Genomic DNA, 12029 nt, shown 5'->3' with positions numbered 1-12029 from the left:
GTAAAAATACAGTGAAATTTCCAGTTCGCTATATAATTGTATTTTTCGCTATATAATCTTTAAAGTCGCTATAAAAAGAAGATTTTCGCTATAAAAAAATTTTCACACTTTAAGAGCTCGTCATTTTAAATATTTATCTGATGAAAAATAGAAAAAGCACCCATTTTTGATGTGACCCCTAAAAGTTAGAGTTTTATATTAAGCAGCTAATTGGCTGGTATGAATACGGTATTGAACCGGGCTCATGCCGGCCAATTTTTGCTTTATGCGTTTGTTATTATAATAATTGACATATTCTTCAATTCTCTTTTTTAAATCCTCAAATGGGCATAGCGCTTCCCCATAATACATTTCCTGTTTCATTAATCCAAAAAAGTTCTCCATGGGGGAATTATCCAAACAGTTCCCTTTTCGCGACATACTTTGGAATACCTTATGTTCCTTGAGCGTTTTAACCCATTTATTATGTTGATAATGCCAACCTTGATCGGAATGTACAGTAGTTCTGAACTTTGAATCTTTGACAATTTCTAGTGCTTCCTCGAGAGGTCTGAGCGCTAATTCTAAGGTAGGGCGCATACTCATCCCATACGAAAGAATTTCACCATTGAACATGTCCATAATTGGATTAAGGTATAGTTTCACACCGTCTGAACACTTAAATTCTGTAATATCTGTTGTCAATTTTTGATGGCACACGTTTGTGTGAAAACGACGATTAATACGGTTTTTGGCAATAGTTCCAACAACTCCATTGTAAGAACTGTACTTTCTAGATTTCCTACTGAACTTTTCGCATTGGAGTCCAAGTTTATTCATGATGCGATAGACCTTCTTGTGGTTCACCTTTACCCCAGTATTCTTCAATTCTAATTTGATGCGTCGATAACCATAATTTCCGTTATTTTCTTCGAAAATGGATTGGATAGTTTCCTCCAGCTGCTGGTTTGGATTTGCCCTCTTCATCATTTTTATATGATAATGGTACGAGGATTCAGGCATGCCAACTACCAGTAACACATCTTTTAGTTTGAAGGTTTCTTTGAGTTCGAATGATAACGCTGCTTGTGCTTTTCGAGATAGCCTTCCGGATCCATCTGAAAAGCTCGCAACTTTTTTAAGTATTCTACCTCTAACCGAAGAAGTTCGTTTTCCCGTTCTAATTTTTCTTCATATGTCATTTCTTTCTCTTCGATATGTTTACTTTTTTTATTCTTAGCTTTTTCAGACATGGATGACCGTCCTTTCAGTCTATCTAGGGCTTCAGTACCACCCTCAAGAAAAGCTTTCTTCCATGAGGCTATCAAAGGAGGATTCTTTAACCCAAATTTGAGGGCCGTTTCCGTTTCTGAAGAACCTGTTCTCTTCATAAAGCTTAATACTTCTAGCTTGAATTGAACAGAATAAACTGTTTTATTTCTCTTTCTTCTTAATCCTTCCTCTCCGAATTTCTCATAGGATTTGACCCATCTCAGAATTGGTGTACTGTCCTTCATGCCATACTTTTTAGCTAAAAATTTATAACCTGATTTCCCACTTAGATACTCTTTAACTAACTTTAATTTAAATCCTTCGCTATATTTGACCACAAAAAACACCCCAAAAGTTAAATTTCACTCTAACTTTTGGGGTGCAGTACATTTTCAGAATGCTTTTCATCATTTTAAGCTGGTACATACCCATATTTCTCTAATTCTGCATAAATTGTTTTCAATTTTGGATTTCCTTCGCCAACGATTTTGCCTTCGAGCAGGACGACAGGGTAAAACATGTCTTCTTCAATCACTCTTTCAGCGAATTCCTTTTTATCTCCCTCTGTTGGAGGATTATAAATATCAACATAAGTAATTTTAAAAGGCTGGTCTGCGTATTTTCGGCCGATTGCAGCTTCTAGCCATTCATACGTCTCTTTTGAAGATGGAAGATTCACACAGCTCGGGCATAAAACTTCTGCACCGTAAACGACAATTTCTACTTCTTTCCGCTCCATTATCAATTACCCCCTGTTATTTTCTTTTATTTTACTATACGATGAAATGGATTCATAAGGAAAAAACTGCGGTCTCAGGTTTTTCATTCAATTGGATAGATTTTTCCGGCTGATGAGATTATAATAAGTATTATGAAAGGAGTCGATTTGCATGACTGAACAGCAAATGTTTGAGCAAGTACAGGAAGTATTAGATAAATTGCGTCCATTCCTTCTTCGCGACGGTGGAGACTGCGAACTGGTTGATGTTGAAGATGGCATTGTAAAACTTCGCCTGCTGGGTGCATGCGGAAGCTGCCCGAGCTCCACAATCACGCTTAAAGCTGGAATCGAACGCGCCCTTTTAGAAGAAGTACCTGGCGTAGTTGAGGTTGAACAGGTATTCTAATTTTACCAATAATAAAGCGGTTTTGCTCTAAGTGGCAAAACCGCTTTTTTTCATGCTGGAGCTGCATCCATTTCGATCGATCACCAAACTGTAAGTTTCCATTTCCTCAAAAAAAGTTTTCAAGTCTGTTGCAATGGCCTCCCCCTTGCCTGGTTCAGCAAGGCACAGGATCGATGGTCCCGCTCCGCTTAGTGCGACGCCAAAAGCCCCTGACTGAATGGCTTTTTTCTGGACATCCTCATAAAATGGCACAAGTACCTTTCTGTATGGCTGGTGGAACAAATCGGAAGCCATCATCTTGCCTGCAAGCGCCCAGTTCTGTGTCATTAAAGCAGCAAGAAGCTGATTGGCAATGGCGCTCGCCTGGACGCTGCGCTGGAAGTCAACGGCTGCCGGCAATACCTCACGTGAAATTTCTGTCAGCAATTCCTTCCGGGGGACAACCAGAATCGGATCAAAATGAATCTGGTCGAGCACTGTCAAGTCAACATCTTCCCCTATTTGAGTGCCTACCACTACTCCGCCAAAAAGACAGGCTCCGGCATTATCCGGATGGCCTTCAAATCCGGAAGCGACCGCCAGTTTATCCCGCAGTGATAATTTTAAGTCACAGAACTCATTGGCCAGTTCCACGCCCGCAACGATGGCAGCGGCGCTGGAACCCAGCCCTCTAGCCAGCGGAATTTCGCTTTTTACAGAAATATGGAGTGGAGGCATCGTCTGCTTGTACATTAAAGCAGTTTTAATGGCAACCTGGCAAATATAATTCTTTTCATTCCGGGGAAAACCCATTAAAGACTGAGATAGCGGCTCAACTTCCCATTGATCGCTAGGCACAGCCTCAACTTCCAGATAGAGGCTCAAGGCAACAGCAAGGGAATCAAAACCAGGCCCCAGGTTCGCAGAGCTTGCCGGGACTTTTACCGAAAATATCTGTTTTGGCGAGATGCCAGCAGCATATGGTTCCCCGACTCCATTCATTGTCTTACCACACCCCTGATATGCTCGCTGACAATTCTCTCGTCATTTGGCAGCCGAACAGGTGAGATGGAGCTGATATCGATTGCAGTGGAAGGATCCTTCAATCCATTTCCCGTCAGTATAGCAACAATCCTGGAACCCCGAGGGATTCCCCCTTGTTTTAAGAGCTTGTGAATACCTGCCAGTGATGCACAGGAACCCGGTTCAGCAAAAATGCCTTCTGTGGATGCCAGGCTGCTATACGCCTGTAAAATTTCTTCATCGGTGACGAAATCAATGGTTCCTTCTGATTCATCCCGGGCAGCAACAGCTAGATTCCAGCTGGCGGGGTTGCCAATTCGAATAGCTGTTGCGATGGTTTCCGGCTGCTCAATCGGCTTGCCCTGTACGATTGCAGCGGCACCTTCTGCCTCAAAACCGAACATCCTCGGCAAGCCAGTCTGTCTGCTCGCGTGATATTCTTTAAAACCTTTCCAGTAGGCGCTGATATTTCCGGCATTCCCCACTGGGATCGCCAGAATATCAGGTGCGCCGCCAAGCTGGTCGCATATTTCGAAGGCAGCCGTTTTTTGGCCTTCCAACCGATAAGGATTCACAGAATTGACGAGGGTGACTGGTTCATTTTCGCTGATGGCCCTGACCATTTTCAATGCCTCGTCAAAATTGCCTTCAATTGAAACAATACTCGCTCCATACATCACTGCCTGGGCGAGTTTGCCCATGGCAATTTTCCCTTCTGGGATAACAATGATGCATCTCATCCCAGCTCTTGCCGCATAAGCCGCAGCCGAAGCGGAGGTGTTTCCCGTTGAGGCACAGATGACCGTATCACTCCCCTCCTCCTTGGCTTTGGCAACTGCCATTACCATCCCGCGGTCCTTGAATGAACCAGTAGGGTTCGCTCCCTCGACTTTTGCATATAAATCCAGGCCCCACTCCTCTGACAGCTGGTCAAGCCTGATGAGCGGAGTATTTCCTTCATGCAGCGTCAGAATGGGAGTATGGGCACTGACTGGCAGGTAATCTCGGTATTCATGCAACAGCCCGCGCCATCTCATGGACTGACACTCCCTTCGACTCTGTAGGAGCTCTTGATTTCCTTGACTACACCCAGGTCACCCAGCTCCATCAGTATATTTTGATAGTCTTTAAGAGAAGCCCGATGTGTAACAACCACGATTTCCGCAAGCTCCTTTTCCTTCAGAGGCATTTGAAGGATTTTTTCAAAGCTGACATTATGATTTGCAAAAAGGGAGGTTATTTCTGAAAAGACACCAACTTCATCGTGGACATGGAGACGGAGGAAATGCTTTGAATTCACTTCACCATCGTCCTTCAGCTGCTTTTCATATTGCGGCTTTATCATAGAACTCCCATTTACTCCAAGACGCATGTTCTTAATGACACCAACCAGGTCTGAAACAACAGCTGTTGCGGTTGGCAGGCTTCCAGCGCCAGGTCCGTAAAACATGGTCTCCCCGACCGCTTCACCATATACATATACCGCATTGTACTCGTTATTGACTGAGGCCAGCGGATGGGATGATGGGAGTAAAGCAGGCTCCACACACACCTCGACTTTATCTCCTTCGCGGACAGCGATACCGAGCAATTTCATTGTATAGCCAAGCTGCTTCGCATATTGGAGGTCATCCTCCGTAACCTCTGTGATTCCTTTTACTTTTACATCATCAAGGTCAATTTGCATCGAGAACCCGAGTGTTCCGAGGATTGCCATTTTCCTAGCCGCGTCAAGTCCTTCCACATCAGATGCTGGATTCGCCTCCGCATATCCCAGGTCCTGCGCTTCCTTCAGCACGCTATCATATGCCAGTCCCTCCTGGCTCATCTTTGTTAAAATATAATTTGTTGTTCCATTTACAATCCCCATCATCTTTGTGATTCTATCAGATGCGAGTCCGTCAACGAGACTGCGCAAAATTGGAATTCCTCCTGCCACGCTCGCTTCAAAAAAGAGATCGCAGCCATTTTCCTTCGCAGCCGTCAATAACTCCGAACCATGGACAGCCATCAAATCTTTATTAGCTGTCACCACATTCTTTTTATTCTTCAAAGCTTGCAGCATATGGGTCCTGGTGTTTTCGATTCCGCCCATTACTTCAATGACTACTTCTATTTCAGGATCTTCGATGATATCGTATGGGTTCATCGTAAGCAGGGAAGGGGCAACCTTCACTGACCTTTCTTTTTCGACATCCTGGACGAGGATTTTTTTTACCTTCACTGGACAACCAACCTGATGCATCAATTTATCCTGGTGGTTCTCAATGATTCTCACCACCCCCGACCCCACTGTTCCTAAACCAAGAAGCCCAACCGAGATTGCCTGCATTTTCTCTTCCCCTCTCATTGTCTTTTTCAAAAGTACATTTGTTTTTGTATAGTAGACATTATAAAGACGACTAACAGCTTTTACAAGGAATAATTAACGAGCATTCCCCCATGTAAACGCTTTATCACAAGGGGCTCTAAGTGTAAAAAAAATCCTCCCCCGCTTGAAGGGAAGGTTTAATCGGTTATTGGAGCACTTCCTTATTAACAACTGTCTTAGGAGTGTCTCCGCTCAGGACTACTTTTACATTTGCACTACAAAGCCTGATCATCGTCGTCCTGGTTTCCGTGCTTGCTGAGCCGATATGAGGGAGGGCTGTCACGGTTGGAAGTTCGAGCAGCGGATGTCCGGCGGAAATGGGTTCTTTTTCAAAAACATCAAGTCCTGCTGCCGCAATCTCCCCGCGTTTAAGTGCTTCATATAATGCCTGCTCGTCCACAACCGGGCCACGTCCAACATTGATGAAAATCGAGCTTTTTTTCATTTTGGCAAAGACCTCTGCTGTAAAAAGGTTTTTAGTTTCAGCTGTCAACGGGGCGAGTGATACGACAAAATCAGCTTTTGTAACAACATCATCAAAGGAGCTGTATATAGCGCCTATTTCTTTTTCAGCTTCTGGCTTTCGGGAACGGTTATGGTAAAGAATGTCCATGCCGAAGCCTTTGGCGCGGCGGGCCACGGCCTCACCAATCTTGCCCATGCCGACAATTCCGATTGTCTTTCCATAGACATCATTCCCTGCAAGCAGGTACGGGCCCCAGCCTTTCCACTTGTCTGCCTTGATATAATCAGCTGCTTCGACAATGCGCCTTGCAGCAGCCATCAGCAAAGCAAAAGTAAGATCAGCGGTTGTTTCTGTCAACACATCCGGTGTATTGGTCACAACGATTCCTCGCTTAGTGGCCGCTTCGAGGTCAACATTGTCAAAACCGACGGCGAGGTTTGCGACGACTTTCAGGTTTTCACCCGCTGACAGCAGCTCCTCGTCAATTTTGTCAGATAGCATCGTGATCATTCCGCTTGCTTTTTTCGCCTCTGCAAGCAGAACCTCTCTTGGTGCAGGAATATCTTCATGATCCCACATTTTAACCTCGAATCTATCGGTGAGATCAGCAATGGTTTCTTCAGGCATTCTCCTCGTGATAAATACATACGGCTTCATAGTCTGGCTCCTTTTTGTAAACGTTTAATATAATAGAATAATTTTATTCTATCATATACCCGTTAAAGCTTCGACTACCGTAATAACCAGTCGACTGGAGGAAGCTTTCCGATTTTTACCGGTGCATCGCCAATCTGGTAAAAATGGCTTAAAAACCTCTCATAGTCACTGCTCTGGTTCAGGTACTTCCGCATTTGGTCCTCTAGCTGGCGCTTCATCTGTTCTGATTGAGTAATATAGTAGTTTTCAACCGTCTCATAATAATGAAGCGGGAACAGCAGCCTCGCGTACAGGAGCCTCCAGGAAAATGGGGATAGCACAGTCATGCTTTGATACTCGGTAAGGAAGCTTTTAATTTCTGGCTGGCTCGTCTGGATGTTTGCAAAGTACCGCTCCCTAACCCACTCCGCCAGGTCGCGGCTTGCATGGTCGAATACCCAATCGAATGGATTCTTGACAAAATAAGGCCCTCTCCAGACTGTATTGGTGAAGCGTTCGTGGCAAACTGTGCCATGGTCGATTTTCGTCGGTTTATCATCAATCTCAGTATCCGCCAGGTATTGAATCGCATTTTCCGATAAACCCATATAATAAGGGAAAGATTCCAGGAACAGTCTCTCAAACTCGTTCTCCGGTTCAGTATAAAGCTTTCCGCTCCATACTTTTTCCATTTGGTCAAGCCGTTTTTCCCAGAGCTGTTTCCACTGTCCAACCCTGTTCAAGCTTTCCACCTTAAAGGGGATTTGCCGCCCTCTTGCATGGAATCTGGCCAGCTTCCTGCCAGTTCGCAGTTTTTCCGGCATTGGAGCTGCGCGATTCAGCAGCACACAATACTTCCTGCCCTCCCAGTCGCAAACTTGCCTCCCTTCCTTGTCTGAAAGCAGCTTGGATACGTTTCGGTCACCAGCTTTTTGCATATGGTCAGCAATCTTTGAAAGCTCGCTTATTTCTTGCTCTTTTGTCCCATTAGCGTCCATAATCAAATATAGCCCTTCATTTTGCTTGTATCCATGATATCTTCCAAGAGACACTTCTGAATCCGGAAAAATCCCATATACTTCTTTTAACATCTTTTGAAACATCGAATACCACCTCATTTCCAAGCCATTCTTTTACAAATATATGTGCAGGATTGCAAAACAATGAAAATGAATAACTGGCTTGAATCTGGAAATGATTTAAAGGTATGAATTCTTTCACTAAAACGGATTAAGCGGAATAATTTAGGTTAAATAAGATATTGAGAATGCTGATAGAAAAGCGTAAGCGCCTTGGTCAGCCCCGACAAGCGTTGCCCGCCTAATAACGCCACGTCCTGTGGCTGGCGGGTCTAGCACATCGTGTGCCACGGAGGGCCGACCGGTGAAGTCGTTCTTTGACTTCACCGGGCGGACCGAATTCGAAATGCGGAGGCGACTGCCCAACTCCGACAAGCGCTGGAGGGCCCGTCAGTGAAGTCGTTCTTTGACTTCATTGGCAGGACCGAAGCGTCTCGAGGAGTTAGGAGCCGCAGCTAGACAAACGACTCGAGCTGCTCAAAGCTAACGCTTCTCGCAAGATACTCGAGAAGCGAATTCGGAGATGAAAACTGGCTAGGCGCTGGAGCTAGACAATTCCCAAAGTGAGATACTCACTTTCTTATCTGAATTAAATTATAGAAAGGTGATGCAGATGTTAGAAAAGAAACGCGCCATCCATATGACCGAGGAAACTGCCCGAAAATGGCTCCATGAACGCGGGGTTGAAATAGAAGATATCGCCAAACTCGTTTTTTTCCTGCAGGAGAAGTACCACCCGAACCTGCAAATGGACGATTGTATCGAGAATGTGGAAAGAGTATTGTCTAAGCGTGAGGTACAGAATGCGATTCTGACAGGAATCCAGCTTGATATCCTTGCTGAGCAGAAGAAGCTTGGAGAACCGCTCCAGTCGATCATTGAAACAGATGAAAGCTTATACGGCGTGGATGAAATCCTCGCTTTCTCCATTGTAAATATCTATGGTTCGATCGGCTTCACAAACTATGGGTTCATCGATAAGGCAAAGCCGGGTATCCTGAAGATTCTTAATGATAAAGAAGCATCAGGCAAGTGCCATACTTTCCTTGATGATATCGTGGGAGCAGTTGCCGCTGCTGCGTCAAGCCGTCTTGCCCATAGAGCGGCAAATGTAGAGAATTAAGAAAATACTGGACGGCCAACAAACGTCATCCTGATAAGTATTAAGGGACTTGCAGCCAAAAGATCGCTCAAGTCCCTTTTATGTTTTATACTTCCCATTCGTCCAGAGAATCCACTGTATAGGTTGGCATTTCATTATAACCTTTAAGCAATTCCTTCGTTGTGACACCAGTGTGAACAAGCAGGGTATCCATGCCTGCCCTCATGCCTGCAAGAATGTCGGTATCATAATAGTCCCCAACCATAAGCGTTTCTTCTTTTGCTGTTCCGAGAACCTTCAAGGCCTGTTCCATAATGACTGATTCTGGCTTGCCGATGAAGATAGGTTCTGTTTGTGTCGATACGGCGATGACTGATGTCAAAGACCCATTACCAGGCAGCAGGCCCCGCTCTGTCGGGATGGCAATATCTCCGTTTGTCGAAATGAAGGTTGCCCCGTTCCTTACCGCAAGACAGCCAACTGCAAGCTTCTCATAGGTAATGCCCCGGTCAATTCCAGAAACAACGAAATCTGCATCTTCTCCAGCAAACTTCAAGCCTTTTTCTTCAATCGCTGTTTGGATTCCCTCTTCGCCAATCACATATACGGTTGCATCTTGTTTTTGCTCATAGATATAGTTGGCCGTGGCCTGGCTTGTTGTAAAAACCTGCGCCTCAGTCGTCGGGATATCAAAGCCGCGCAGCTTCTCGGCAACCTGTGCAGGTGTGCGCGATGAATTATTCGTTACGAATAAATAAGGGATATCCGCTTCAATCAGCCTTTTTATAAAATCAGAAGCTGCCTCGATGCGCTCTGAGCCGCGATACATCGTTCCATCCAAATCGATCAGATACCCTTTATATTTTTTCATATTGATCACTCCTATGATTACTGTTCCCTTGTTGTTAGAAAACGAATACTCCCATTTTATATAAGCAAAGCTGAGAGTGCAAAGGACAAACCTCACTAATGAAAAAAGAGACCGAAATAGGGAACTTTACCCAACCCAATTGAGTTAGAGTTCACTTTATCAGTCTCTTCAGCCGTTTACTTTTTAAAAGCGGAAACAGGCCCCAGCTCGTTCGTTAGATACTCTCTGACCTTTACCGGAAAAAGCTTGAGTTGCGGAAGCTCAGACTTGAAAGTTTCAATCAGGCTGGCATGGTCAACAGCAGTGTATTGCTGGACAAGCATCTTCCTGAATAGGACGATTTTTTTCAATCCTGCGCTCATTTCAGCTGTCACCACTTTTTCATCATCTAATATATCAATGATGTCTTCGTAGCTTCCCGGATCGCGCATGATGAAGCCATCAATCATCGCATTGCCCACATCGAGAACGGCTTCTACCATTGTATGTGCCGCACGCTCCAAAGCCGATTTTTCCATTGGCGTTTCCCATGTTTCATTGCTTTCAAAAAAATCGATCTGCCTGTTCAAAAACTCTAATGTTACTTCGATTTGATCCCTGTCGACAAAATACATTCCTCATCACCTCTCAAAGATGCTAGACGGTTTTCAATAATCCGGGACGGGCATAGAAATAACCTTGTGCCAGCTCAACCTTGTTCCGTGAAAGGACTGAAGCTTCATGCTCGTTTTCAATCCCTTCCGCAATGACTGTGGATCCCGCTTCCCTTGCAACAAGGAGAAGCCCTTTCAGCATCGATTCCTTGACGGAGTTTTTGTCGATGTTCTGGATGACGGAACGGTCAATCTTGATGACGTCCGGCATGATTTCACTGATGGTATTCAGGCTTGCATATCCCGCACCGGTATCATCCACCGCAATCTTGATACCCATTCCTCTTAACACCTTTATATTATAGATAAAATTGTCGATTCCCTCAATTGAGTCCCGCTCGGTAATTTCAAATGTGATTTGATTTGGCTTGATGCTTTCGTAGGATTTCATCATCGTCTTCAGGTCCCGGACGAAACGGGAATTCCCAAGGGTGATTGGTGTGAAATTGATGAAAATATCATCAGGGCAGCCTGTTGACGTAATTTGCTCAAGCGTTTTCTTCAAGACGATCATTTCCAGCTCATACAGCATATTTGTCTGTCTGGCGACTGAAAATAGCTGTAAAGGACTTTCAAGAGATGTCCCCTCCGGCCCCCTGGTCAGCATTTCCCAGGCACGGATTTCCTTCGTGGCAACATCAATGATTGGCTGTGCCAGAAGTTTGATATTTTGCTGGGCGATGATTTTATTCATTTCATAGACCATTTCATTGAATTCGGACTGTATCCGCTTTTCAGCCATCGCAAAAGCCTGCTGATGCGCCTTCAGTACCGCTTCATGAAGGGAACCTACTGATTTATCGATGAAAATAAAACCCGTATCAAAAACCGGCTGGACTGTTGGATACTGATGAAAAATCCTGCTTTCCGCTTCCCTGAGGATCTTTTTCATTTTTGCATCGATCTCGGATATACAATGCCTGTTATGGTCAATTCTCATGAACAGGCTCAGACTGTCACTATAATAATCATGCAGGACAATCATGTCTTCCTTATCAATTTCCACTTCTATGACATCTTTGAAATGGCGCTTTAAAGCTTTATGATACTTCCACGTTTCTTCACCCAGCTGAGCAACGAGCTCCCGGTGGTTTTTAATTGTATAGGCAATGACTGCAACTTCACAGCCACTGTTAATAGCCTTCTTCACCCCTGCTACCAAAGGGTTCCGCAAAATAAACTGGGGCGGATAATAACAAATCGATGAATGAGGCAGCATTATTTTTCCCCAACCAAGCAGGTTGTCCAATATGCTAGTAAAGCGGCGGGCCATATATTTCAATCCTCTCAGAAGATGACTAGAAGTTTTTCTTAATTGTACCATATTTCGCTAAAATAGACCTTTTTTCCTATATAGTTATTTCGAAATATTTTCACTCTTTTGATGTTAGAAATTAGGGGGGAGGAGTCAGGTAGAATTATTGAGTTTGGTTTTTGGTGACGTATTATCGATTAATAGCAGAGCTTCGAA

Annotated in this window: 13 protein-coding genes; 2 read left to right on the top strand and 11 right to left on the bottom strand. The window is 44.4% G+C overall.

The window, feature by feature from the left end:
* Positions 1–198 precede the first annotated feature (198 nt).
* From B5X77_RS08710 to B5X77_RS08700, 3 genes are all read right to left on the bottom strand, one after another.
* Positions 199–1125 carry an IS3 family transposase gene (locus tag B5X77_RS08710; RefSeq protein ID WP_257391731.1) on the bottom strand — a complete coding sequence of 309 codons (927 nt, stop codon included), beginning with the start codon at positions 1123–1125 and terminating at the stop codon, positions 199–201.
* Positions 1026–1598: a helix-turn-helix domain-containing protein gene (locus B5X77_RS08705; RefSeq protein ID WP_139378283.1), complete on the bottom strand. Its 573-nt coding sequence runs from the start codon at positions 1596–1598 to the stop codon at positions 1026–1028. The genes B5X77_RS08710 and B5X77_RS08705 overlap by 100 nt, the downstream gene beginning before the upstream one ends.
* 65 nt (positions 1599–1663) lie before the next feature.
* Entirely contained in the window at positions 1664–1990 is a 327-nt protein-coding gene (locus tag B5X77_RS08700) for a YuzD family protein (protein WP_079507131.1), read from the bottom strand.
* A gap of 151 nt (positions 1991–2141) precedes the next feature.
* Between B5X77_RS08700 and B5X77_RS08695 the strand changes: the two genes are divergently transcribed.
* Positions 2142–2378, top strand: coding sequence for a NifU family protein (locus tag B5X77_RS08695; protein ID WP_023626615.1), 237 nt, complete (start codon positions 2142–2144; stop codon positions 2376–2378).
* A gap of 27 nt (positions 2379–2405) precedes the next feature.
* Here the strand turns inward: B5X77_RS08695 and thrB are convergent, their stop codons facing one another.
* From thrB to yutH, 5 genes are all read right to left on the bottom strand, one after another.
* Complete coding sequence (gene thrB, locus B5X77_RS08690) at positions 2406–3359, bottom strand: homoserine kinase (RefSeq protein WP_257391756.1); 954 nt, start codon at positions 3357–3359, stop codon at positions 2406–2408.
* Positions 3356–4417 (bottom strand): threonine synthase, encoded by a 1062-nt coding sequence (thrC, locus tag B5X77_RS08685; RefSeq protein WP_079507129.1) that lies wholly within the window; start codon positions 4415–4417, stop codon positions 3356–3358. Before thrC ends, thrB begins: the two co-directional genes overlap by 4 nt.
* Positions 4414–5712: a homoserine dehydrogenase gene (locus B5X77_RS08680; protein ID WP_079507127.1), complete on the bottom strand. Its 1299-nt coding sequence runs from the start codon at positions 5710–5712 to the stop codon at positions 4414–4416. The genes thrC and B5X77_RS08680 overlap by 4 nt, the downstream gene beginning before the upstream one ends.
* A 184-nt stretch (positions 5713–5896) precedes the next feature.
* Positions 5897–6874, bottom strand: a complete 978-nt coding sequence (locus tag B5X77_RS08675) for a 2-hydroxyacid dehydrogenase (protein WP_079507125.1) — start codon at positions 6872–6874, stop codon at positions 5897–5899.
* A gap of 74 nt (positions 6875–6948) precedes the next feature.
* Positions 6949–7956 carry a spore coat putative kinase YutH gene (yutH, locus tag B5X77_RS08670; RefSeq protein WP_079507123.1) on the bottom strand — a complete coding sequence of 336 codons (1008 nt, stop codon included), beginning with the start codon at positions 7954–7956 and terminating at the stop codon, positions 6949–6951.
* Between the two features lie 589 nt (positions 7957–8545).
* Here yutH and B5X77_RS08665 point away from each other — a divergent pair.
* Positions 8546–9055 carry a phosphatidylglycerophosphatase A family protein gene (locus tag B5X77_RS08665; protein WP_079507121.1) on the top strand — a complete coding sequence of 170 codons (510 nt, stop codon included), beginning with the start codon at positions 8546–8548 and terminating at the stop codon, positions 9053–9055.
* Positions 9056–9140: 85 nt separating this feature from the next.
* Here the strand turns inward: B5X77_RS08665 and B5X77_RS08660 are convergent, their stop codons facing one another.
* The 3 genes from B5X77_RS08660 to B5X77_RS08650 form a co-directional block, all read right to left on the bottom strand.
* On the bottom strand, positions 9141–9905 hold the full coding sequence (locus B5X77_RS08660) for a TIGR01457 family HAD-type hydrolase (RefSeq protein ID WP_079507119.1): 765 nt from the start codon (positions 9903–9905) through the stop codon (positions 9141–9143).
* A 176-nt stretch (positions 9906–10081) separates the two neighbouring features.
* On the bottom strand, positions 10082–10519 hold the full coding sequence (locus tag B5X77_RS08655) for a DUF86 domain-containing protein (protein WP_079507117.1): 438 nt from the start codon (positions 10517–10519) through the stop codon (positions 10082–10084).
* Positions 10520–10541: 22 nt separating this feature from the next.
* Positions 10542–11831 carry an EAL domain-containing protein gene (locus B5X77_RS08650; RefSeq protein WP_079507115.1) on the bottom strand — a complete coding sequence of 430 codons (1290 nt, stop codon included), beginning with the start codon at positions 11829–11831 and terminating at the stop codon, positions 10542–10544.
* Positions 11832–12029: the final 198 nt, after the last annotated feature.

This window comes from Mesobacillus jeotgali (genome assembly GCF_900166585.1).
Classification (GTDB): Bacteria; Bacillota; Bacilli; order Bacillales; family Cytobacillaceae; genus Mesobacillus; species Mesobacillus jeotgali_A.
Note: the sequence above shows the minus strand (reverse complement) of the source record. Positions and strands in the feature narration are given on the sequence as shown.

Excerpts from the sequence above, each read along its gene's own strand:
- B5X77_RS08660 (WP_079507119.1), bottom strand. The coding sequence starts at position 9,905 with ATGAAAAAATATAAAGGGTATCTGATCGATTTGGATGGAACGATGTAT.
- B5X77_RS08680 (WP_079507127.1), bottom strand. The coding sequence starts at position 5,712 with ATGCAGGCAATCTCGGTTGGGCTTCTTGGTTTAGGAACAGTGGGGTCG.
- B5X77_RS08650 (WP_079507115.1), bottom strand. The coding sequence starts at position 11,831 with ATGGCCCGCCGCTTTACTAGCATATTGGACAACCTGCTTGGTTGGGGA.
- thrB (WP_257391756.1), bottom strand. The coding sequence starts at position 3,359 with ATGAATGGAGTCGGGGAACCATATGCTGCTGGCATCTCGCCAAAACAG.
- B5X77_RS08700 (WP_079507131.1), bottom strand. The coding sequence starts at position 1,990 with ATGGAGCGGAAAGAAGTAGAAATTGTCGTTTACGGTGCAGAAGTTTTA.
- B5X77_RS08695 (WP_023626615.1), top strand. The coding sequence starts at position 2,142 with ATGACTGAACAGCAAATGTTTGAGCAAGTACAGGAAGTATTAGATAAA.
- B5X77_RS08665 (WP_079507121.1), top strand. The coding sequence starts at position 8,546 with ATGTTAGAAAAGAAACGCGCCATCCATATGACCGAGGAAACTGCCCGA.
- thrC (WP_079507129.1), bottom strand. The coding sequence starts at position 4,417 with ATGAGATGGCGCGGGCTGTTGCATGAATACCGAGATTACCTGCCAGTC.
- B5X77_RS08655 (WP_079507117.1), bottom strand. The coding sequence starts at position 10,519 with ATGTATTTTGTCGACAGGGATCAAATCGAAGTAACATTAGAGTTTTTG.
- B5X77_RS08675 (WP_079507125.1), bottom strand. The coding sequence starts at position 6,874 with ATGAAGCCGTATGTATTTATCACGAGGAGAATGCCTGAAGAAACCATT.
- yutH (WP_079507123.1), bottom strand. The coding sequence starts at position 7,956 with ATGTTTCAAAAGATGTTAAAAGAAGTATATGGGATTTTTCCGGATTCA.